The sequence below is a fragment of the Leptolyngbya sp. FACHB-541 genome, assembly GCF_014695875.1.
Classification (GTDB): Bacteria; Cyanobacteriota; Cyanobacteriia; order Elainellales; family Elainellaceae; genus JAAUTN01.
The window spans coordinates 15828-39084 of sequence record NZ_JACJPC010000062.1 but is presented as its reverse complement, the minus strand read 5'-3'; the positions used below and the strand labels follow the sequence as shown (position 1 = coordinate 39084).

15 protein-coding genes are annotated in these 23257 nt (G+C 49.2%); 13 read left to right on the top strand and 2 right to left on the bottom strand.

The window, feature by feature from the left end:
- Positions 1 to 120: 120 nt before the first annotated feature.
- The gene (locus H6G00_RS13515; protein WP_190683653.1) at positions 121 to 978 is read right to left on the bottom strand and encodes a fatty acid desaturase; all 858 of its coding nucleotides are present in this window, start codon (positions 976 to 978) and stop codon (positions 121 to 123) included.
- 198 nt (positions 979 to 1176) lie between these two features.
- On the opposite strand from H6G00_RS13515, the gene H6G00_RS13510 reads away from it, so the two are divergent.
- From H6G00_RS13510 to H6G00_RS13475, 8 genes are all read left to right on the top strand, one after another.
- A complete protein-coding gene (locus H6G00_RS13510; RefSeq protein WP_190797128.1) occupies positions 1177 to 2484 on the top strand; it encodes a TetR family transcriptional regulator in 1308 nt (435 codons plus the stop codon).
- A 151-nt stretch (positions 2485 to 2635) separates the two neighbouring features.
- Positions 2636 to 4630, top strand: coding sequence for an iron uptake porin (locus H6G00_RS13505; protein WP_242042259.1), 1995 nt, complete (start codon positions 2636 to 2638; stop codon positions 4628 to 4630).
- A 263-nt stretch (positions 4631 to 4893) separates the two neighbouring features.
- On the top strand, positions 4894 to 5103 hold the full coding sequence (locus H6G00_RS13500) for a hypothetical protein (RefSeq protein WP_190641991.1): 210 nt from the start codon (positions 4894 to 4896) through the stop codon (positions 5101 to 5103).
- Between the two features lie 353 nt (positions 5104 to 5456).
- On the top strand, positions 5457 to 6509 hold the full coding sequence (locus H6G00_RS13495; protein ID WP_190641992.1) for an amino acid ABC transporter substrate-binding protein: 1053 nt from the start codon (positions 5457 to 5459) through the stop codon (positions 6507 to 6509).
- Between the two features lie 179 nt (positions 6510 to 6688).
- Positions 6689 to 7843, top strand: a complete 1155-nt coding sequence (locus H6G00_RS13490; RefSeq protein WP_190797127.1) for an ABC transporter permease subunit — start codon at positions 6689 to 6691, stop codon at positions 7841 to 7843.
- Between the two features lie 34 nt (positions 7844 to 7877).
- Complete coding sequence (locus H6G00_RS13485; protein ID WP_190797126.1) at positions 7878 to 9101, top strand: amino acid ABC transporter permease; 1224 nt, start codon at positions 7878 to 7880, stop codon at positions 9099 to 9101.
- Positions 9102 to 9264: 163 nt separating this feature from the next.
- Positions 9265 to 10041 (top strand): amino acid ABC transporter ATP-binding protein, encoded by a 777-nt coding sequence (locus tag H6G00_RS13480; RefSeq protein ID WP_190641995.1) that lies wholly within the window; start codon positions 9265 to 9267, stop codon positions 10039 to 10041.
- 43 nt (positions 10042 to 10084) lie between these two features.
- Positions 10085 to 10465, top strand: a complete 381-nt coding sequence (locus H6G00_RS13475; protein ID WP_190797125.1) for a hypothetical protein — start codon at positions 10085 to 10087, stop codon at positions 10463 to 10465.
- Between the two features lie 15 nt (positions 10466 to 10480).
- Here the strand turns inward: H6G00_RS13475 and hisD are convergent, their stop codons facing one another.
- Positions 10481 to 11797: a histidinol dehydrogenase gene (gene hisD, locus H6G00_RS13470; protein ID WP_190797124.1), complete on the bottom strand. Its 1317-nt coding sequence runs from the start codon at positions 11795 to 11797 to the stop codon at positions 10481 to 10483.
- A 260-nt stretch (positions 11798 to 12057) separates the two neighbouring features.
- Between hisD and rpsT the strand changes: the two genes are divergently transcribed.
- From rpsT to H6G00_RS13445, 5 genes are all read left to right on the top strand, one after another.
- Complete coding sequence (rpsT, locus tag H6G00_RS13465) at positions 12058 to 12363, top strand: 30S ribosomal protein S20 (RefSeq protein ID WP_190641998.1); 306 nt, start codon at positions 12058 to 12060, stop codon at positions 12361 to 12363.
- A 59-nt stretch (positions 12364 to 12422) separates the two neighbouring features.
- The gene (locus H6G00_RS13460) at positions 12423 to 13253 is read left to right on the top strand and encodes a TatD family hydrolase (protein ID WP_190797123.1); all 831 of its coding nucleotides are present in this window, start codon (positions 12423 to 12425) and stop codon (positions 13251 to 13253) included.
- Positions 13254 to 13702: 449 nt separating this feature from the next.
- Positions 13703 to 17002: a DNA-directed RNA polymerase subunit beta gene (gene rpoB / locus H6G00_RS13455; protein WP_190642000.1), complete on the top strand. Its 3300-nt coding sequence runs from the start codon at positions 13703 to 13705 to the stop codon at positions 17000 to 17002.
- Between the two features lie 110 nt (positions 17003 to 17112).
- Positions 17113 to 18987 carry a DNA-directed RNA polymerase subunit gamma gene (locus H6G00_RS13450; protein WP_190642001.1) on the top strand — a complete coding sequence of 625 codons (1875 nt, stop codon included), beginning with the start codon at positions 17113 to 17115 and terminating at the stop codon, positions 18985 to 18987.
- A gap of 103 nt (positions 18988 to 19090) precedes the next feature.
- Positions 19091 to 23128, top strand: a complete 4038-nt coding sequence (locus H6G00_RS13445) for a DNA-directed RNA polymerase subunit beta' (protein WP_190797122.1) — start codon at positions 19091 to 19093, stop codon at positions 23126 to 23128.
- Positions 23129 to 23257: the final 129 nt, after the last annotated feature.

Below are 23257 nucleotides of genomic sequence, written 5' to 3'. Positions count from 1 at the left end.
AGTACTTAATCTTTGGAGGGGAGGGGAGTAATTGAATTACTAGACTTCACCTATGAATCAGTTTCTAAAGCGTGAATGGTAGCGTAACTCAGCCGCGCTACCATTCACCCAGAACGTCTACTAATGAGCGGAAGCTGATGACTGAGGTGGCATGACTACTTTTTTCGCTAAACCCAGTGTTTTTAAAACTTGAATTGCCCACCAGGTAACGTCTACTTCCCACCATTTCCAACCTGCTTTTGCCACATTAGGATGAGCATGATGGTTATTGTGCCAGCCTTCCCCATAGGTGAGAATAGCTGCCCACCAGAGATTGCGAGATCCGTCTTCTACTTCAAATGAGCGATAGCCAGTCATGTGAGTAGCAGAATTAATCAACCAGGTGCTATGCCAGAGTATGACTGCTCTCAAGATTGAGCCATAGATTACAAAAGACCAGCCGCCTAATGCGAAGAGCAACAGTCCTAGAGGAATTTGCAGCAGCAGAAAGTTGCTATCGAGCCAACGGTAATAAGGGTCACGAGCTAAATCAGGCGCATATTTCTGGTAAGTTTCTCGCTTAAAGAATTCAGCACGAGGATAGAGTAACCACAACATGTGGCTCCACCAAAATCCACGACTGGCAGCGTATGGGTCTTTATCTGCGTCTTCAGTATAAAGATGATGTTGGCGATGTCCAGAAACCCAGAAAATCGGACCACCTTGGAGTGCTAGAGCACCGATCGTAGCGATGATGTATTCCAATGGTTTAGGGACTTGAAAGCTGCGGTGCGTTAGGAGGCGATGATAGCCTAGGCAGATGCCAATGCTGCCCAGTAGCCAGTGCAAAAAGATCGCGGCACCTAAAGCAGACCAGGAGAAAAACCAGGGAGCCAACAGTGCAAGAAGATGGATTGATCCAAAAAAGACCACATTTACCCAGTTCAGCACCAGGGGCTGACCGCCTGCAGTGACGGTTTGCATTGAATTAGAAGTCATAAATCTTCCTTAAAAAATGCCTTGCATCAATCCAGCCCATTCAGGAAAGCCGTTTGGAACACTTAAGTTTTCCTTTTGTTGATTTGGCTTCACGCTGATTTAGGAATACCGTTAAAGTAAAAGGGGAGTGCAAGTGCTACTTACATTCTTAGCGTAACAACGTTCCCGTTTAAATGCAAGTAGCACTTGCATATTTTCATGAGTTCTCAATCTAATTCAACTCGACAGCGTTTAATCCGAGCAGCGCTTCAGCTATTTACGGCTCAAGGCATCACTGAGACGACCACTCGACAGATTGCTGAACTGGCGGATGTGAATGAAGTAACGCTATTTCGGCAGTTTGGCAATAAGCAGGGTTTGCTTCTGGCGGTGATTGAAGACACGGGAATTTTCACTCGTTTAGGAGAGTCTTTGGGACAAGCAGCCAATGATGCTGATGATATTACTCATGCGCTCAATTCCTACGGCGAAAAATGTTTGCAGAAGTTGGATCAGATGCCAGAGCTTGTCCGATCGCTGATTGGGGAAGCAGGAAAATTTTCTTTAGAAAATCGGCAGGCGTTGGGGTATGGGTTAGCTCAAGTCAATCACTATACGGCGCAATATTTAGCAACTGTGCTTCAAGGGCACCCGCTAACTCACTTTTCGGTAGAGAAGCTGGCTGGATTTCTCAACTTGTCGCTGTTGGGATATGCCACGCTTGAGTTGACTAGTGAGTTTCATGACCTTTGGAGCGATCGCCACGATTTTGTCATTGACCTGGTGGAATTATTGCTTCGGAGTGCTGTATTGACTTCGGAACAAACGAGTATTCCTTCAGCGACCGCCGACTCAGTTGACGCAGACGAGGTTAAGCCTGCTTTAGCAGATCCAAAGCCAGCCGTAGCGGATTTACCTGCCAGCCTGGTTCAAACAATTTTGCAGCGGGCGAAAAAGTTGGATGGTCAAGACTATGCTTTGGCCTATGTTCTGTTTGGAGCGGGTTTGAGTCCTGTAGAAGTTGTCGGACTGCAGCGATCGCACTACCTTCAAGAGACGCAGCAGCATTTGCTTCAAGTCAATCAAGGGGTATCTCGGCAAGTGCCCCTCAATCAATGGATTATGGGGCAACGCCATGGTTCTGTGACTCGTAATCCTTTAACGCAGTGGCTTAAAACTCGTAAGGATGAGCGAACTGCTCTATTTCTAAATGAGGCAGGAAGTCCGATCTCAGAAGTGGAAATTCGTCTGCGCTGGCAGGTCTGGATAGAAGATTTGACCACGCTATCGGGACAACCTCTGCGGATTGAGCAGGCATGGCAAACCTGGTGTGTGGAGATGTTGCTGAGGGGAATTAGCCTGGAAAATTTGAGTATTCTCAGCGGTTGGACTGCTACACAGCTACAGCCCTATGTTCAAAGAGCTAGAGAGAAAGCTGCTTTACAGCAGGCAATTCAATTAGATCAAAAGCCCAAAGGACAATCTGCTTCCCCTACTACTACGGGACAAGATTTAGAAAACCTTTGATGCGCTGGTCAAATGGCTAGTTCAGCGTCGTATGAGTTGTTTGTAACATTCCTCATTTTAGCTGTTCTCCGGTATCTAAGATTACATCTTCCCGCTGAGAGCCTTTGCTAAGTTCATCCTCGAATTCAATAAACTTGGGTGTGAGGATTAGATGCGTAAGTTCCTTTGGCGAACGCTGCTGCTGAATGTAGCAGCTTTGGCTTTTTATTGGGTAGGTGCAGGGGAGGCGATCGCTAGCGCAACCGAAATTCGCCCAGTTTCTCAAAACCCTGATTCTCAAAACTCTGAACAGCAAGCAGCAGTCACTTCTGTTGAGGCGCTTGAATCTTTTGTTGAGTTTGAGAACATCGATCGTTCAGCCCTATCACCTAGTGGGTTAGAGATCGCTCAAACAGAGGTTTCAAATACTACCCGTATAGAGCCTACTGAGATATTCTCAGCAGAACCAAGCCCAGCAGAATCAAGTATGGAGAATGGCGATCGCATTTCTCCCATAGCTGAAATAGAATCACCTCCCTCCATCACACAGACCGCTTCGTTACCCGATTCCCAGGGAGCAATGTCTCAACTCAGCTCAGTTTCCCAACTGTCTGACGTTCAGCCCACGGACTGGGCTTTTCAGGCAGTGCAATCTCTCGTAGAGCGCTACGGCTGCATTGCCGGATACCCTGATGGTACCTATCGCGGCAATCGATCGCTGACTCGCTACGAATTTGCAGCAGGGCTAAATGCCTGTCTCGATCGGGTAAATGAGCTAATTGCTGAGGGCTTAGCGGATGCAGTGTCCCGTGAAGACTTAGCAACAATTGAGCGGCTGCAACAAGAATTTGCAGCAGAACTGGCTAGCCTGCACGGTCGGGTCGACACTCTGGAAGCTCGAACCGCCGAACTGGAAGCAAACCAGTTTTCAACCACAACAACTTTAAGTGGCTTGGTTTGGTTTAACCTCACTGGAGCTTTTGCGGACGGAGATATTCAAGTAGAAACGTCTGATATCACTGCCCCTCCTGTAATTAGACCGGCAGGACGAGATCCCGTTACAGGTAGACCCCTAACTGCAGAAGTTACGGATGATCCAGAAATCACCTTTAGCAACTTGGCCTGGATAACGCTCAACACTTCTTTTACAGGGCGGGACAATCTGGTGACGCAGCTGGCGGTGGGCAATGGAGACTCCCCTGCTAATGTTTTCGCTTCGGCAGGTCTCTACAACACGTTCGGAGTTCCCTACACTGACCAAACGGGTGGAGTAGACATTGGCGATGTCACTGTAGTTGTTCGAGAACTGTTTTATGAGTTTCCGGTAGGCGACGATGTTCAAGTGATCGTTGGACCTAGAGTTAACTGGTACCGATACTTTGACAACAACAGTTTCACCTTCTTCCTCAACGGCACTAGCAGTTTCAACTCAATTGGCAGCACACTGCTAAATACCATTGACCGGGGCTCAGGTGCGGTAGCGCTCTGGCAACTGAGTGACCAATTCCGGTTGGGCGTAGGCTATCTGGGCGAGAACAACGAATTCCTTCCAGCTAGCCTATTTAGAACCTCTTCGAACCCTGATGAGGGTTTGTTTGGTGGAACCAATACCCTGACTGCTGAGGTGACTTATTCTCCTACCAGCACCTTTAATATCCGGTTGCTGTATAACCGCTCGAATCTGAATGCCGTGTTTGGCCAAGTGGGTGGAGCACCCGGAGAACCCATCTATGGATTATTAGATGATGGAGCAGGTGGCGGATTAAATGACGCGACTGCCGATACCTTCAATATCAACTTTGACTGGTTGATTACACCTGGTATCGGAATCTTCAGCCGATATACCTATGGCATTACGCACATTGAGCCAGGAGATGTAGATGCTCAAGCCTTCCAGGCTGGTCTAGCTTTCCCTGATCTAGGTAAAGAGGGCGCTCTGGCAACGCTTTCATACATGATTCCTTTCTCAGTGCTAGACGGTCGTGAGTTTTTGGTCTCAGGTGGGGGCGATGGTGGAGTGCAGTATGAATTTGAAGCAACGTACTACTACCCTCTAACCGACAACATTGCACTAGTTCCTGCGTTTTATATAATTGGCAACGCTAACAACTTTAGCGACAACCCAACTATCTACGTTGGCAACTTACGGGCACAGTTTGCCTTTTAGTCTGCCTTCTTAACATTCCTCAACAGCTTTTGTACAGGCGCAGCTGATTGCGTCTGTACAAAACCCTGCCTGGCATACAACCTCGCTTCTTTTAATCTGAATACTCTGCTTTCCTTAAGCTAACTGCCTCTTGGTCAAGTTATCGATCAGTTTGTGAAGCGTTTTGTAACTCTTGTTTCGTCTTGTATGATCCGAGTCCCAGTCTCCATAAAATCCGAGTATCTTGGGAAACATAAAGGAAAGCTTAAGAACGAGAGGTCGCTATGACTCCCCTAATGTTGAGACAACTCTGGGCTTTAGTTGAGACAACTCAGTCCAACATTCTCTTAAGTTTGGATGATTCTAGTCTAGTGCAGTGGTTGTTACGTCAGGTGCGCTCCGAGCGATCGCTTGACCATCATGAACTTGATGCGCTCAGTGCTTATATTCAATCCAGACTACCGCTGATTCGGGACTTGGCCCAAGGGCGCTAAATTTAATTTTCAATCTTTAAGTATTTTTTATTGTTTCACTCATGTAACCTGTCACTCCTCTCAGCCCTTCTACGCAATTTATCGTTTGTTCATGGGCAGAGAATTGTGCAATTAGATACAAACAGAAAGCTAAAAGCGTTGGATGGTAGTACAGTTCAGTGCAGCAACCGGAGTCTAGGTTGTTCCTGTTTCTCAGACTTTTATCTTGTGTAGCAGAGGCGAAGCTTGAGGCTCGTCGGTTCAGTGTCTGCTGTATAGGTTGAGTCCTGTTAAGCGTTTGGGCAGCTACTCCAGGCAATCTGCTATTGTGCCAATACTAATCTCTGTTTGTTGACATAGTGAGTGAGATTTATATGAGTAAGTGGGGTTCTCTGCTATTGGCAATGATGCTCGCCGTAGCACCAATAGCGGCTTGTAGTTCTTCATCCGATACGGCAGGAACCGAAGAGGGCGAAGGCGCTAGTGGTCACCTATCCACTGTTTTAGGGCGAGGCTCTTTAGTTTGTGGTGTAAACGGTCAGCTACCAGGGTTTAGTTTCGTCAATGAGACAGGCGAGTATTCGGGACTGGATGTTGACGTGTGTAAGGCGATCGCCGCTGCTATGTTCGATGATCCTGAGGCTGTTGAATATCGTAACCTCAGTGCCCAAGAGCGTTTTACTGCTGTTCAATCAGGCGAAATTGATGTGTTGATTCGCAACACAACTTGGACAATCAGCCGCGATACATCTGTTGGTATGGAGTTTGCACCTACCACCTTTTACGATGGTCAGGGCATGATGGTGCCTGTCGCGAGTGGCGTTGAAGATTTGGAAGGACTAGCAGGAAAATCTATCTGTGTGCAGTCGGGTACTACAACAGAGTTGAACTTAACCGATCAGATGCGGAAGATTGGCGCTGAATTTACCCCAATCGTATTCGACGACGAAGATGCGGTTTATGCAGCCTATGCTCAAGGGCGCTGCCAGGGTGTAACCTCTGACCGCTCTCAGCTTACTGCTCGTCGTGAAACCCTGGCGACTCCCGACGAACATGTGGTGTTAGATGTGGTGATGTCAAAAGAACCACTTGGACCAGCGGTTGCTAACGGGGATACGCAGTGGTCTGACGCTGTGAAGTGGATTACCTATGCTTTGATCCAGGCTGAGGAGTTCGGCATTACCTCTGAAAATATCGCCGAGTTTGAAAATAGCGAAGATCCAAGCATTCGGACTTTCTTGGGCTTAGAAGGGAGTTTGGGATCGGATATGGGCTTGCCAAATGACTTCACAGCTCGGGCGATTAGAGCCGTGGGCAACTATGGTGAGATTTATGAACGCAATATCGGTGAACCGTTTGGACTAGAGCGTGGACCAAACGAACTTTGGACGAACGGAGGATTGCTCTACGCTCCTCCTTTCCGCTAATGCTCAGGAGCTAGTAGCTAGGCTCACCTTTTGGACTATTAGCTGTTAGAGTTTGCCGCAAGACTGGTTTGTCATGTACTTTTGCGTGACAAATCAGTCGCCATTAAATCGATCTTCTGAAAGTCTGGACAATCTCCTAGTTCCTAACACCAGTTTTTAGCCCTGGGTCATTCGATACAATGGATGAAAAGATTCCGTTTTGGCGTGACGATCGCGTCCTTAAAATTATCGGACAAGTGATAGCAGTGGTCGTGTTTGTCACGGTCATGCTGATCTTGGGAAGCAATATCGCCCGTAACTTTCAAAGTTTAGGCATTACATTCGGATTTGGTTTTTTAAGACGAGCCGCTTCTTTTGGTATTGGTGATACGCCAATTCCCTATACTCCCAGTGATTCCTATGGGCGGGCTGTTTTAGTTGGATTGGTCAACTCACTGCGAGTGATGATCCTGGGCATTATCTTAGCCACTGTGGTTGGGATCGCTGTAGGAGTTGCCCGTCTTTCAGACAACTGGCTGCTCAAACAGATTGCTGGCATCTATGTAGAGCTTTTCCGCAACACACCTCTGTTGCTGCAATTATTTTGCTGGTACTTTGCGGTTTTTCTTAATCTCCCTGGCGACCTTGAAAATCCACCGCGCCTTCCAGGGCCTATTTTTCTGACTCAGCGTGGAGTTGATATGCCCTGGCCAGAAGGGACGCTGCAAACCTGGCTGTCTGTCGCATTTCTGCTAATTAGTGCAGTTTTAGCCTTTATTATCTGGCGACGGCGCATCACGGCGATGGTGCAGCGTGGAGAGTCAGGGCGATCGCTTCAGATGATCTTGATCGGCATCGGTGTTCTTGCTCTGTTAGCTCTGATCTTCGGGCTTCAGTGGGATCGCCCAAACTTATCTGAAGCGGCAATTACTGGCGGGCTAAACCTCTCTCCAGAATTTGGAGCGTTGCTATTTGGACTGATCTTTTACACGGCTGCTTTTATTGCCGAAGTGGTTCGGGCAGGAATTCAATCTGTCACTAGGGGACAATGGGAAGCCGCTAGAGCTTTAGGACTAAGACCTACATTAGCTATGCGGTTAGTAATTTTTCCGCAGGCCTTGCGGGTGATGATTCCACCACTGACGAGTGAGTACCTGAATCTAGCAAAAAACTCTAGTTTGGCGATCGCTGTGGGGTACAGCGACGTGTATGCTACCTCTTTTACAACCTCAAATCAAACCGGACGCACCATCGAAATGTTCCTGATTCTGATGGCAACCTATCTGACCATCAACCTGATTATTTCTTTTGGAATGAATACATTTAACCGTTCTGTTCAATTGAAAGAGCGTTAACTTGCTGCCTGCATTCTTCTACCTTTGACTTCCCATGACCACAACGAATCCAGAGCCAAGTGTCATTTCGGCTCCCCCGATCACCCAGATTAGTCCTGCAGCATGGGTTAAAAAAAATCTGTTCAGCGACTGGTTCAATACCGTTCTGACGATTGTTTGCCTGGGAGCGATCGCCTGGTTAGGCTACGGACTGCTCACCTGGATCTTTACTCAGGCTCAATGGCAGGTTGTTCCAGCCAACTTGAGACTGTTTTTTGTAGGACGATATCCTGCTCCACTCATGTGGCGGCCTTGGACAGCATTGGGCATTATTGCTATTTCGGCTGGGCTGACCTGGGGGATTTTAGCTCGCTCAACCTGGTTATTTAATCGGACGGGGCTAATTTCCTTGGGTGTGCTCGCGGTGATTTTCGTAGCGTTGTCCGTTCCCGTTAGTCTCAACACGAGTCTTTTGCTTTTAGCGATATTAGGGCTTAGTGTCGCCGCTGCCTTTGCTGGACAGCAAATTGGACGACGCCTTCCGACTTTGGTTTCCTGGCTGGCGTTAGGTTGGCTAGGAATCTTCTTCATCGTCTTTGGTCTGATTCACGGCGGGTTGTTTCTTCGAGAGGTCAGGCTCGATGACCTCAGCGGATTGTTGCTGACTCTACTTACCGCAATTGTCAGCATTGTCCTTTCCTTCCCAATTGGAATTTTGTTAGCACTGGGACGACAGAGCAATTTACCCGTCGTTCGCTGGATGTCGATTGGTTTCATCGAAATTATTCGAGGTCTACCGCTAATTACAATTCTGTTTATGGCTTCGCTGCTGATACCGCTGATCTTGCCGCCTAATGTGCGAATTGATCGGGTGGTTCGAGCGATCGCGGGTTTAACCCTCTTTAGCGCCGCCTACCTAGCGGAGAATGTGCGCGGCGGTTTGCAATCCATCCCTAGAGGACAAGCTGAAGCTGCAAAAGCGTTAGGACTTAGCGCTCCTCTGGTGACAATTCTGATTATTTTGCCGCAGGCGCTCAAAGCAGTTATCCCTACCATTGTGGGGCAGTTCATTAGCTTGTTTAAAGACACTTCCTTACTAGCTATCATCGGCTTTCCAGAACTGTTAGGAATTTCTCAATCTATCTTGTCTAACCCCAATTTTTTGGGTCGTTACCAAGAAGTTTATGCTTTTGACACGGTCATTTATTTCTGTTGCTGTTATGCAATGGCGCTAGCGAGTCGTCGTCTTGAAAAACAGCTCAGAACTGAAAACCGATAAGTGTAATCGCTAACAGTTTAATTCCCTTTAACGGCGTTATGTTGACGTGTAAAGCAAGTAGAACAGTTTGCTGTTCTGGCGCTAAAATCTAATAACTTCCACGACTTCAAAAAACCCTTTAATTAGGACACAAATCCACTTAACGTCTCAAGGAACAAGCAAAATGACTCAAGCTCAAACTGATGCCGTTCAGCCCGAAATTGGTTCGGAAAAAGTCATCATCGCTAGAGACGTTGAAAAGTGGTATGACAACAACTTTCACGTTTTGCGTGGCGTTAGCCTAAGTGTGAATAAGGGTGAAGTGGTTGTGGTGATGGGCCCTTCTGGTTCCGGTAAATCTACCTTTATTCGCACTTTTAATGCGCTAGAGTCTTACCAGAAAGGAAGCATTGAAATTGATGGCATAAAGCTTTCCCATGACCTGAAAAATATTGAGACCATCCGGCGAGAAGTGGGAATGGTGTTCCAACAGTTCAACCTGTTCCCTCACTTAACAGTCCTGAAAAATGTTACGCTCTCGCCCATTTGGGTGCGTCGCTGGCCCAAAGCAAAGGCAGAAGAGGTTGCACTGCAACTGCTGGAGCGAGTCGGCATCCTGGAGCAAGCGCACAAGTTTCCAGGGCAGCTTTCTGGAGGACAACAACAGCGGGTGGCGATCGCTCGTGCTTTAGCAATGCAGCCTAAGATCATGCTGTTTGATGAACCTACCTCTGCGCTTGACCCGGAAATGGTTCGTGAAGTACTGGACGTAATGCGAACTTTGGCCAATTCGGGAATGACGATGGTTTGCGTCACTCATGAAGTGGGTTTTGCGCGAGAAGTTGCTGACCGCGTAGTGCTAATGGACAGCGGTGTGCTGGTAGAAGAAGCTACGCCCGAAGAATTTTTCCAAAATCCAAAAGAAGAGCGGACGCAGAAATTCCTCTCTCAAATCCTCTGATTGCAGATGTCATACTGGAGAAGCACTGCTCTCTCCGGTTTACATGCTAGGAACCTTTCAACAAAGTAATCTCCGCATTGAAGTCGAAGCGTCAGAGGTAGACATTCGACACAGTCTTCTCCGTCCAGCCGAGTTTCAACAGTGGTTAGCTCCACAAACTTTTTCATCGGGACTTCCCGATCAGCTAGCTTCAGGTACTGTTTACACCAGTTGGCTTGGACCTTTAGCCATTCAACATCAGGTAGATTTGGCTGAACCTAATGGTTTACGGTTACTGCTGAGCCAAGGTATTGATGGGTACCACGAATGGTACTGGGGAGAAGGCTGGATTCAGTCTTGCTTGGCAGGAGTTTCAATTTTGCCACTGAGCCTTGGACAAACGTTAAGTCTGCTGCGACTTCAGCAGTTTTTGAAGAGTAAGTAGAATTTCCAGGTTACTCTACGGTAAATCTTCCTCTCTCATGTCCTGCATCCTTAGCCTGACTGAGTCGGCATGAGAGGGTAAGCCTTCTGCTTGAGCCAATAGGTCAATGGCACTAGCAACCTGCTGGAGTGCAGCAGGAGAATACTGAATCAAACTGGAAGCTTTCATAAAGGTTTCTACCCCAAGCGCAGAGGCATAGCGGGCTGAGCCAGAGGTAGGCAGGGTATGGTTTGGTCCTGCCAAGTAGTCTCCAACTGCTTCAGGAGTAGAACAACCTAAGAAGATGGCTCCCGCATGACGAATTTCCTCAATTAGGCTCCAGGGGTCGGCAACTTCTAGCTCTAAATGTTCTGGTGCAAACTCATTCGACAGCTCAGCCGCTGTTGAGAGCGAATCAACAATCACAACCAGTCCGTAATGAGCGATCGCCTTTTCTGTTAACAGATTACGAGGGTGATTAATCAGTTGCTTATCAACCTCTGCGACCACCTGCCGCGCCAATCCTGAATCTGGAGTCAGCAAAATTGCAGCAGCTAGGGGATCATGCTCTGCCTGCGCCAGCAGGTCGGCTGCAACGTGGGCAGGGTTAGCTGTGCTATCGGCAATAATGAGGACTTCTGATGGGCCCGCCAGGGAATCAATGCCAACCGTGCCGTAGACCAATTTTTTCGCTAGGGTCACATAGATGTTGCCTGGTCCAGTGATCACATCTACTTTCGGAATTGTTTCAGTCCCATAAGCAAGAGCAGCGATCGCTTGGGCCCCACCTACGCGATAAATTTCCTGTACGCCCGCTTCTTGTGCAGCCACTAAAACCGCAGCGTTAACCGCTTTGTTGGGTCCAGGAGGGGTCACCATAACAATTTGAGGCACCTTCGCCACCTTCGCTGGAATCGCATTCATCAGCACGGTGCTGGGATAGGATGCCCGCCCCCCCGGAACGTAAAGTCCGGCTCGATCCACTGGCGTATAGCGTTTTCCCAAAACGACCTCGTGATCCCCAAACTGCACCCAGCTTTTAGGGACACGCTGACGGTGAAAGGACTCAATATTGCGACAGGCTAATCGGATTGCGTCCAGCAACTCCTTGGAGACTTGCTGATAGGCTGCATCGAGTTCTGAACCGCTAACTCTCAGCTCTTCAGGCTTGAGAAGTTGCCCATCAAACTCCTCTGTGTAGTGCAGTAGGGCACGATCCCCTTGACGCTTGACTGCTTGAAGCACTTCCCGAACCGTTGCCTCTTTATGGACAACTTGGTCATCGTGGGTGCGATCGCAGATCCGTCGCAATTCAGTTTGTGCTTCAGACCGCTGAGTAATAATTCGCAGCATCGCCACTTTAATTTAGAAATGCTAATCCGGGATAACCCGCTCAACTACCACAAGTTCTGAGGGTCGCTAAACCTCATAAATTCTAGCGGTTACAGCCGCCATTCTGAACCTGTATGTATCTAGCTTAACCTGGATTTTCCGATGATATGTATTGTTTCAGTAGATGCTAGACTAATTTGTCTGGTAATTTCTCTAATCATTCGCTAGAATGATTAGTCGCTATAAGCTCTCCCATAAGCAAGCTAACCTGAAGATTAACTGTGGCAAATATTAAGTCCGCTATCAAGCGCGTTAAAATTGCGGAGCGCAACCGTCTCCGTAACAAGTCGTACAAATCAGCAGTCAAAACGCTGATGAAACGTTACCTTACTGCTGTCGAGGCGTATGCTGCTAACCCTACTCCTGACTCAAAGGAGGAAGTTCAACAGCGCATGTCGGCTGCTTTCAGCAAAATTGACAAAGCCGTGAAGAAGGGTGTGATTCACCCCAACACCGGTGCCCGGAAGAAGTCTCGCCTTGCTAAAGTTTTGAAAGCTCACGAAGCACCCGTTTCCCAGGCTTCCTAAAGACTTTTTAGTTTTTAGAGTTGGGTTAAGGCGTTGGGCAAGTAAGCTTCGGAGAAACTATGCAGTTGATTGATACTCACGTTCACCTCAACTTTGAGAGCTTTCAGCCTGATTTGGCAGCGATCGCTCAAAATTGGCGTGAAGCCGGAGTTGTGCGTCTTGTGCATTCTTGCGTCGAGCCAACTGAGTTCAGCAAAATTCAATCCATTGCCGATCAGTTTTCTGAGCTGTCTTTTGCTGTCGGTTTACATCCGCTAGATGTAGACAAATGGGAATCTGACTCTGCTAGTCAACTCCTGGCTCTAGCTCAATCTGATTCCAGAGTGGTAGCAATTGGAGAAACTGGGCTGGACTTTTACAAGGCTGAGAATCAAGTGCAGCAAGAAGCTGTCTTTGTGGCTCAGTTGGCGATCGCCCAACAGCTTGATTTGCCCGTAATCGTCCACTGCCGTGATGCTGCGTCTCTAATGGCAGAGTTGTTGCGTTCCTTCTGGGACCAGCACGGTCCGGTTAAAGGTGTAATGCACTGCTGGAGCGGTACCCCCGAAGAAACCCAGTGGTTTTTAGATCTAGGGTTTTACATCAGCTTCAGCGGCATTGTGACCTTTAAAAATGCTCTCCAGGTGCAAGCTTCGGCTCAGATGGTTCCAAGCGATCGCATCTTAATCGAAACGGACTGTCCTTTTCTGTCTCCTGTGCCCAAGCGCGGTGAGCGGCGCAATCAGCCCGCTTATGTCCGTTATGTAGCAGAGCAAATCGCTCGTTTGCGTCAAGTTTCTTTAGAAGACATTGCGAACCAAACCACCGCGAACGCTTGTCGCCTTTTTGGGTTGTCATTGCCCTACCCTGCGTCAAGTGCAAGCCGACCTTTGGTCAATGTGCCTAGTTAGTTGACGCGTCCCTCGGCGATCGGCTAACCGTCCAGTACTAGCAGAAAACCGGCAACACGAATTGAAATGCTTGCGACATAATGGTCTTTAGGTGTATACAATCATTGAAAACCGTTGACAAAGTCGAGCCATGTGAATTAGCAGTTAGAGTCACATCCCGTTTTGTCCTTGACGGTTCACCCAAGCTAGCGGAGCTTCTGCCTAATGTCTTTCTAAGCAAACTTCTACCGTTCAGCAAAGTGGATTGTCCTCTAGCTACAAACGAACCACCCCAAGTTACTCGCCGATATTGGAACTCATCCCAAGCTTTTTAGCTAAAACCAAACCTATCTAACTCTAAGTTAGTTTCAGTCCTCTTTGCTTTGAGGTCTGATTTTTTCATTGACATATCCACACAGATACTATAATATCTGGGACTCGCCCTGAGCGTGACCCGTTCAAGGAGACGCATGACTAACCTAACCCAAACTGCACCCGCCTTCGCCCTACCAGATTTAGTTGAAATTCAGCGGGCTAGTTTCCGTTGGTTTCTAGAAGAAGGACTGATTGAAGAATTAGAAAGTTTCTCACCCATAACCGACTATACAGGCAAACTGGAGCTGCACTTCCTGGGGAAGGACTACAAGCTCAAGCGACCAAAATACGACGTTGATGAAGCAAAACGGCGGGACAGTACCTACGCCGTTCAGATGTATGTCCCTACCCGGTTGATTAATAAAGAAACCGGAGAGATCAAAGAGCAAGAAGTCTTCATCGGAGACTTACCGTTGATGACCGATCGGGGAACGTTCATCATCAATGGTGCAGAGCGGGTCATTGTCAACCAAATTGTTCGTAGTCCTGGGGTTTACTACAAAGCCGAGACTGACAAAAACGGGCGACGCACCTACAACGCGAGTTTAATCCCTAACCGTGGGGCTTGGCTAAAGTTTGAGACTGACAAGAATGACTTAGTTTGGGTACGTATTGATAAAACCCGCAAGCTCTCGGCTCAGGTATTGCTTAAAGCACTGGGTTTGAGCGATGGGGAAATTTTTGATGCACTGCGTCACCCCGAATATTTCCAGAAAACAATTGAGAAAGAGGGGCAGTTCAGCGAAGAAGAAGCGCTGATGGAACTGTACCGGAAGCTGCGTCCCGGTGAACCACCCACCGTTTCGGGTGGACAGCAGCTTCTAGACTCTCGCTTCTTTGATCCCAAGCGATATGACTTGGGGCGGGTGGGTCGCTATAAGCTCAACCGCAAGCTGAGACTTAACGTTCCAGAAGCAACACGGGTGCTAACGCCTCAAGATATCTTGGCGGCGATTGATTACTTGATCAACCTGGAATTTGATATTGGCAGTGTGGACGATATTGACCACTTAGGTAATCGTCGAGTTCGCTCGGTGGGTGAACTGCTACAAAACCAGGTGAGAGTCGGACTAAACCGTTTGGAACGCATCATTCGAGAACGAATGACTGTTTCTGATGCTGATTCTCTGACTCCCGCTTCACTGGTTAACCCCAAGCCTCTGGTTGCTGCAATCAAAGAGTTCTTTGGTTCATCCCAACTCTCACAGTTCATGGATCAAACCAATCCTCTAGCAGAGTTGACGCACAAGCGTCGTTTGAGTGCCTTGGGTCCAGGTGGTTTGACCCGTGAACGGGCAGGTTTTGCAGTGCGGGATATTCACCCGTCACACTATGGTCGCATTTGTCCTATTGAGACTCCTGAAGGACCAAACGCAGGCTTGATTGGTTCTCTGGCAACCCATGCGCGGGTCAATTCTTACGGTTTCATTGAAACACCCTTTTATCCAGTTGAGAATGGACGGGTTCTGAAGGAGCAGTCGCCGCTCTACATGACAGCGGATGAGGAAGACGATCTGCGGGTTGCTCCGGGCGATATCCCCATGGATGAGAACGGCTACATCTTGGGTGAGTCTGTAGCGGTTCGCTACCGTCAGGATTTCACCACGACAACGCCTACCGAGGTGGACTATGTGGCGGTTTCCCCCGTGCAGATCATCTCAGTAGCGACCTCCCTCATCCCGTTCCTAGAGCACGATGACGCGAACCGGGCATTGATGGGATCAAACATGCAGCGTCAAGCGGTGCCTCTGCTACGTCCTGAGCGTCCTCTGGTAGGTACCGGGTTAGAAGCTCAGGCAGCGCGTGACTCCGGTATGGTTACCGTTAGCCGACTGGATGGGGAGATTTCTTATGTAGATGCCAATCGCATTCGGGTCAGAAATGCTGAAGGCAAAGAAGTAGAGCATCTGCTGCAAAAATACCAGCGCTCTAACCAGGACACCTGTCTAAATCAGCGACCGATTGTGTTTGTGGGCGATCGCGTCGTCACGGGTCAAGTCCTGGCAGATGGTTCTGCTACTGAGGGCGGTGAAATTGCTTTAGGGCAAAACGTCATCGTCGCCTACATGCCTTGGGAAGGCTACAACTACGAGGATGCCATCCTAATTAGCGAACGTCTGGTTTACGACGATGTTTATACTTCCATCCACATTGAGAAGTATGAAATTGAGGCTCGTCAGACCAAGCTTGGACCTGAAGAAATTACTCGTGAAATTCCTAACGTCGGTGAGGATGCCCTGCGTCAGCTAGATGAAGAAGGCATTATCCGAATTGGAGCCTGGGTCGAAGCAGGAGACATTCTGGTGGGTAAAGTGACTCCTAAGGGAGAATCTGACCAGCCGCCAGAAGAAAAATTGCTGCGAGCCATCTTTGGTGAAAAAGCTAGAGACGTGCGCGACAACTCCTTGCGCGTTCCCAACGGTGAAAAAGGTCGCGTTGTAGACGTGCGAAAGTTTACCCGTGAGCAGGGAGACGAGCTTCCCCCTGGCGCAAACATGGTTGTCCGTGTCTACGTTGCCCAAAAGCGGAAGATCCAAGTCGGCGACAAGATGGCAGGTCGGCACGGAAACAAGGGAATTATTTCTCGAATTTTGCCTAAAGAAGACATGCCCTATCTGCCAGATGGTTCTCCAGTTGATATCGTGCTGAACCCTCTGGGTGTTCCTTCCCGGATGAACGTTGGACAGGTGTTTGAATGTTTGCTGGGATGGGCTGGACACAATCTGGGCGTGCGGTTCAAGATGACTCCCTTCGACGAAATGTATGGCGAAGAGGCATCTCGAACGACAACTCACGGCAAGATCCAGGAAGCTCAAGCCGCAACAGGTCAAGACTGGGTGTTTAACCCCGATACACCAGGCAAGATTCAGGTGTATGACGGTCGTACCGGCGAACCCTTCGATCGCCCCATCACGGTAGGTGCAGCCTACATGCTGAAGCTGGTGCATCTGGTCGATGACAAGATTCACGCTCGTTCTACAGGTCCTTACTCGCTGGTTACTCAGCAGCCTTTGGGTGGCAAGGCTCAGCAAGGTGGTCAGCGCTTTGGTGAAATGGAAGTGTGGGCACTGGAGGCTTTTGGTGCTGCTTACACGCTGCAAGAGCTGTTAACCGTTAAGTCGGACGATATGCAGGGACGCAACGAAGCACTCAATGCGATCGTCAAAGGCAAGGCAATTCCTCGACCAGGAACTCCAGAATCCTTCAAGGTATTGATGCGTGAGCTTCAGTCCCTTTGCTTAGACATCGCAGCCCACAAACTGGAAACCAAGGAAGACGGAACGAGCCGGGATGTTGAAGTTGACCTGATGGCAGACGTAAGCAACCGCCGCACTCCATCTCGCCCTACCTACGAATCGATTTCTCGCGACGAGATGGAAGAAGTGGAAGATTAGGCAGCTAATGGTTAGGGCAGCAGTCAGCTATAAAGCTTGCACGTAGCCGACTGCTTGCACCTGACAACAGGTTTGTATGAATTGCCAGGATAAAGAGGAAATTATTAGCAATGCCGAAGCTAGAACAGCGGTTTGACTATATCAAGATTGGTCTAGCGTCACCCGAGCGAATTCGCCAGTGGGGAGAGCGGACTCTTCCTAACGGAATGTTGGTGGGCGAAGTGACCAAACCCGAAACTATTAACTACCGGACACTAAAGCCGGAAATGGACGGCTTGTTCTGTGAGCGAATTTTTGGTCCAGCCAAGGACTGGGAGTGTCACTGCGGTAAGTACAAGCGGGTTCGTCACCGGGGCATTGTGTGTGAGCGCTGCGGCGTAGAGGTTACGGAATCTCGCGTTCGCCGTCATCGCATGGGCTATATCAAACTAGCTGCTCCTGTTGCACACGTTTGGTATCTCAAGGGCATCCCCAGCTACATGGCGATTTTGCTAGACATGCCGCTGCGGGATGTTGAGCAGATTGTTTACTTCAACGCCTACGTGGTGCTGAATCCTGGCAACGCCGAGAATCTCACTTATAAGCAGCTTCTCACTGAAGATCAGTGGATCGAGATTGAAGATCAGCTTTACAGCGAGGATTCTCAGCTTACAGGGATTGAGGTTGGAATCGGCGCAGAAGCTCTCCAGCGCTTACTGCAAGATCTGAATCTGGAAACGGAAGCGGAGCAGTTACGGGAAGAGATTGCGACGGCAAAAGGACAAAAACGCGCCAAGTTAATTAAGCGTCTGCGGGTAATTGACAACTTCATTGCGACGGGATCGCTCCCTGAATGGATGGTGCTATCGGTGATCCCCGTGATCCCACCTGACCTGCGACCAATGGTGCAGTTAGATGGTGGACGATTTGCCACCTCTGACCTGAACGATCTCTATCGCCGAGTCATCAACCGGAATAACCGCTTGGCTCGTCTCCAGGAGATTTTGGCTCCTGAGATCATCGTCCGTAACGAAAAGCGGATGCTGCAAGAAGCCGTAGACGCGCTCATTGATAACGGTCGTCGCGGTCGTACTGTTGTCGGTGCGAACAACCGACCGCTGAAATCTCTCTCTGATATTATTGAAGGGAAGCAGGGTCGATTCCGCCAAAACCTGTTGGGTAAGCGGGTCGATTACTCTGGACGTTCTGTAATTGTGGTTGGACCCAAGCTGAAGATTCACCAGTGTGGTCTGCCGAGAGAGATGGCGATCGAGCTATTCCAACCCTTCGTGATCCATCGGTTGATTCGCCAGGGTTTGGTCAACAACATCAAAGCAGCGAAAAAACTGATTCAGCGCAATGATCCCAGCGTTTGGGACGTGTTGGAGGAGGTTATTGAGGGGCACCCCGTGATGTTAAACCGTGCTCCAACGCTTCACCGTTTAGGTATTCAAGCATTTGAGCCAATTCTGGTTGAAGGCCGTGCCATTCAGATTCATCCTCTCGTTTGTCCTGCGTTTAACGCAGATTTTGATGGTGACCAAATGGCAGTACACGTTCCTCTCTCGCTAGAAGCTCAGGCTGAAGCCAGACTGTTGATGTTGGCATCAAACAATATCCTTTCCCCAGCGACGGGTCGACCTATTGTCACGCCTAGCCAAGATATGGTCTTGGGTTGCTATTACCTGACAGCCGAAAACCCAATTGAGCAAAAAGGAGAAGGTCGTTACTTCTCTACCTTGGATGATGCAATTCTTGGCTATGAGCAGGGTCAGGTAGACATCCATGCCTATGTCTGGGTGCGGTTTGATGGGGCAGTTGAGGACGAGGGAGCAGGTAGTCATGAGCTGCTAAAAGAAGAAAAATCCCCAGATGGTACGGTGACGAGATACTACAAGTTCCGTCGGATTCGAGAGGATGCAGACGGAAACCGCATTTCCCAATACATTCGCACTACTCCCGGTCGCATCATCTACAACCGAACAATTCAAAACGCCTTGGTTTAAGCCGAGGTAATCGGTCGTCAGCGGTTTTGCTTCAACTCAGTTATTGAATTGAGCTTAATCGCTGACTGCTTAATCGCTATTTTTTATGGGGCGGAGACAAATAATGGCAGAGCACAACTCAACTCAGAAGCAGGAGCAGGAATTTATTTTCCGTAATCGCGTCGTCAATAAGGGACAGCTACGCAGGCTAATTGCCTGGGCTTTCACCAACTATGGCACGGCACGAACTGCTCAAATGGCGGACGAGCTGAAGGATTTGGGATTTCGATACGCAACCAAGGCGGGTGTGTCGATTAGTGTAGATGATTTGCAGGTTCCACCTAGCAAGCGTCGCCTACTGGAAGCTGCCGAAGAAGAAATTCGTCAAACTGAAACGCGTTATACCAGAGGCGATATTACTGAGGTCGAACGTTTCCAGAAAGTAATTGACACTTGGAACGACACCAGCGAAGAACTGAAAGATGAAGTGGTGCGCCACTTTGAATCTAGCGATCCGCTGAATTCGGTTTACATGATGGCATTCTCTGGAGCACGAGGAAACATTTCTCAGGTGCGTCAGTTGGTAGGAATGCGGGGTCTGATGGCTAACCCTCAAGGGGAAATCATCGACTTGCCCATTAAAACCAATTTCCGAGAAGGCTTAACCGTAACGGAGTACATCATCTCCTCCTATGGTGCGCGTAAAGGATTGGTCGATACCGCGCTGAGAACGGCAGACTCTGGATACCTCACCCGTCGTTTGGTAGACGTTTCTCAGGATGTGATTATTCGAGAACTGGATTGCGGTACCCAGCGAGGTATTCCAGTTCGCAGTATGACCGATGGTGAACGGGTTTTGATTCCGCTGAAAGACCGTTTGCTGGGTCGAGTCATTGCTCAAGACATTATCCACCCAGAAACGGGTAAAGTCGTTGCACCTCGAAACCAGGCTATTTCGGATGACTTGGCTCAGTTGGTAGGCAAGTTAGGACTGAGTGAAGTGGTGGTGCGATCGCCTCTCACTTGCGAGGCTACTCGCTCGGTTTGTCAGCACTGCTACGGTTGGAGCTTAGCCCATGCCTATATGGTTGACCTGGGTGAAGCAGTTGGAATCATCGCTGCACAATCTATTGGTGAGCCAGGTACGCAGCTGACCATGCGGACCTTCCACACGGGGGGTACGTTTACGGGTGAGACAGTGCCTCAGATTCGGGCATCGTTTGATGGCGTGGTTCGCCTATCCAAGCCCAAACAGCTGAGAGCGCGGGCATTCCGCACCCGTCATGGTGAAGACGCGCTGATTATGGAGGCAACGGTTGATGTCAGCGTTGAATCGGCTAGCGGTCAAAAGGAAACAACTACGATTCCTCCCGGTTCTATTCTCTTTTCACCAGAAGGTACTGCAGTCAAAGCGGGGCAGATGATCGCTGAGATGCCTGCAGCAGGGCGCGTTCGCAAGGTAACTGAAAAAGCTACTAAAGACGTTGCCTCCGACCTGGCAGGTGAAGTGAAGTTTGCTGATCTGGTTCCTGAGGAGAAGAAAGACCGTCAGGGTAACACCACCCGAATTGCTCAAAGGGGCGGCTTGGTTTGGATTCTCTCAGGTGAAGTTTATAACTTGCCACCTGGAGCGGAGCCTGTTGTCAAAAATGGCGATCGCGTTGATGCCAATAGCATCCTGGCAGAAACCAAACTTATTACAGAGCATGGTGGCGTTGTCCGGATTCCTCAAGAGAGCGAAGGCAAAGGTGGGCGTGAAGTCGAAATCATTACGGCCTCTGTTTTGCTAGACCAGGCACGGGTACATGCTGAGAGCTATCAGGGTAGAGAACACTACCTGATTGAAACGCCTCACAACCAGCGCTTTTCTCTCATTGCCACCCCTGGCACTAAAGTGACTAACAATCAGGTTGTTGCCGAACTGATTGACGATCGCTACCGCACCCAAACTGGTGGAATTATCAAATATTCTGGCGTAGAGGTTGCCAAGCGGGGCAAAGCTAAGCAGGGTTATGAAGTCGTAAGCGGTGGAACCTTGCTGTGGATTCCAGAAGAATCTCACGAAGTCAACAAAGACATCTCTTTGCTCCTAGTCGAAGACGGTCAATACGTTGAGGCAGGCACAGAGGTTGTTAAAGACATCTTCTGCCAAAGCAATGGTGTCGTTGAAGTTACCCAGAAGAACGATATTCTACGCGAAATCGTGATCAAGCCAGGTGAACTTCACATGGCAGACAATCCCGAAGCGGTCATGAATAAGGATGGCTCGATCGCCAATCCAGGGCAAGAAGTGATGCCAGGGCTGTCTGTCAGCGATTTGCGCTACATCGAATACGTAGAAACTCCTGAAGGTCCAGCGCTGCTGCTGCGCCCCGTGACTGAGTTTGCTGTCCCTGACATCCCTTCGGTGCCGAGTCAAGAATCGACCAACGAGGAATCGGGACGCTCTATTCAGCTTCGTGCGATCCAGCGCATTCCTTACAAGGATGGAGAGCGGGTGAAATCGGTTGAAGGCTTAGAATTGCTGCGGACTCAACTGGTGTTAGAGATCGACAAAGATGCTCCCCAGCTTGCAGCAGACATCGAGCTTGTTCCCGATGAATCTGACCCAGACTCAATGCGCTTGCAGCTAGTGATTCTAGAATCACTCGTGATTCGTCGAGATGTATCAGCTGACCAAACTCAGGGCAGTACTCAAACTCGCATCTTGGTCAAAGATGGAGATCAGATTGCACCGGGTGCTGTGGTTGCTCGTACTGAAATTCAGTGTAAAGAAGCTGGAGAAATTCGCGGTATTCGAGAAGGCGCGGAGGCAATCCGGCGAGTTCTTGTCGTCCGTGATGTAGACCGCGTTACGGTAGACCTGAAAGGCGAAAAGGCGACTGTGCAACGAGGTGATCTGTTAGTAGCAGCCACAGAGATTGCACCAGGAGTCAGACTAGAAGATTCTGGTCAAGTTGTTCGAGTGACAGACGAGGCGGTGACATTGCGAATTGCACGTCCTTATCGAGTATCACCGGGTGCCGTTCTGCATATTGATGATGGAGATCTGGTGCAGCGGGGTGACAACCTGGTACTCCTGGTGTTTGAGCGGACGAAGACGGGAGACATCATTCAAGGTCTACCTCGGATTGAAGAACTCTTGGAAGCTCGTAAGCCCAAAGAAGCCTGTATTCTAGCGGCTCGTCCTGGCACTGCTCAGGTGGTTTACAGCGATGATGAAACTGTCGAAGTCAAAATTATTGAAGCAGACGGCGTAATCACGGAGTATCCCATTGGACCTGGACAGAACGTCATCGTTGTAGATGGTCAGGAAGTATTGGCGGCTGAACCCCTCACCGATGGTCCTGCTAACCCTCACGAAATTCTGGAAGTCTTCTTCAAGCTGCATCGAGAAACGCTGGGCGTTCACGAATCTGCCTTGATCAGCTTAGAGAGGGTACAAAACTTCCTGGTAAATGAGGTTCAGTCTGTTTACCAATCTCAGGGCATCGACATTTCTGACAAGCACATTGAGGTGATTGTCCGGCAGATGACCTCAAAAGCCAGAGTGGACGATGGTGGCGACACCAGTATGCTTCCCGGTGAGTTGGTTGACATGCACCAAATTGAGCAAGTCAACGAGGCCATGTCGATTACGGGTGGCGCGCCTGCTGAGTACACCCCGATGCTGTTAGGTATCACAAAGGCTTCTTTGAATACCGACAGTTTCATCTCAGCCGCCAGCTTCCAGGAAACCACCAGGGTTCTTACAGAAGCAGCGATCGAAGGGAAGTCAGACTGGTTACGAGGACTAAAGGAGAACGTGATCATCGGTCGCTTGATTCCGGCGGGTACAGGCTTCAATGCTTACGAAGAAGTGGGTAGCCCCGACCTGGATCTAAGCTTTGATGGCAGCGTCTTTGATGATGATGTTGATCTCAAGGATGTCGTTTTAGACGATCGCACCGCTCGTACCTATGAGTTAGAGGGAGGCTTTGATGTCTTCCCACCACCAGAAGGTTTGCGTAGCGGACGAGATGAGATACTGGAGCCTATTAGCAGTCGCCCCCCCGGCTTTAGCTTTGGTAGCCAAGAAAGTCCAGAAGAGGATGAAGAGGACTCCTACTCTCCCATCCTGGATGACGACTTTGAAGATGAGGTGGACGACGAGGAGGAATAGACTCGAAGTCATACCTTATAAAGATCACGTAAGAAGGTGAGGGCAGTGCCCTCACCCTTTCTAAAAATTAGGGCACCCCGCAGCGCGGGGTGCCCTTCTATCTATTGCCTTAATTTTTGGAATTGGTAC

Coding starts and splice junctions, on each gene's coding strand:
- H6G00_RS13515 (WP_190683653.1), bottom strand. CDS start 978: ATGACTTCTAATTCAATGCAAACCGTCACTGCAGGCGGTCAGCCCCTG.
- H6G00_RS13510 (WP_190797128.1), top strand. CDS start 1,177: ATGAGTTCTCAATCTAATTCAACTCGACAGCGTTTAATCCGAGCAGCG.
- H6G00_RS13505 (WP_242042259.1), top strand. CDS start 2,636: ATGCGTAAGTTCCTTTGGCGAACGCTGCTGCTGAATGTAGCAGCTTTG.
- H6G00_RS13500 (WP_190641991.1), top strand. CDS start 4,894: ATGACTCCCCTAATGTTGAGACAACTCTGGGCTTTAGTTGAGACAACT.
- H6G00_RS13495 (WP_190641992.1), top strand. CDS start 5,457: ATGAGTAAGTGGGGTTCTCTGCTATTGGCAATGATGCTCGCCGTAGCA.
- H6G00_RS13490 (WP_190797127.1), top strand. CDS start 6,689: ATGGATGAAAAGATTCCGTTTTGGCGTGACGATCGCGTCCTTAAAATT.
- H6G00_RS13485 (WP_190797126.1), top strand. CDS start 7,878: ATGACCACAACGAATCCAGAGCCAAGTGTCATTTCGGCTCCCCCGATC.
- H6G00_RS13480 (WP_190641995.1), top strand. CDS start 9,265: ATGACTCAAGCTCAAACTGATGCCGTTCAGCCCGAAATTGGTTCGGAA.
- H6G00_RS13475 (WP_190797125.1), top strand. CDS start 10,085: ATGCTAGGAACCTTTCAACAAAGTAATCTCCGCATTGAAGTCGAAGCG.
- hisD (WP_190797124.1), bottom strand. CDS start 11,797: ATGCTGCGAATTATTACTCAGCGGTCTGAAGCACAAACTGAATTGCGA.
- H6G00_RS13460 (WP_190797123.1), top strand. CDS start 12,423: ATGCAGTTGATTGATACTCACGTTCACCTCAACTTTGAGAGCTTTCAG.
- rpoB (WP_190642000.1), top strand. CDS start 13,703: ATGACTAACCTAACCCAAACTGCACCCGCCTTCGCCCTACCAGATTTA.
- H6G00_RS13450 (WP_190642001.1), top strand. CDS start 17,113: ATGCCGAAGCTAGAACAGCGGTTTGACTATATCAAGATTGGTCTAGCG.
- H6G00_RS13445 (WP_190797122.1), top strand. CDS start 19,091: ATGGCAGAGCACAACTCAACTCAGAAGCAGGAGCAGGAATTTATTTTC.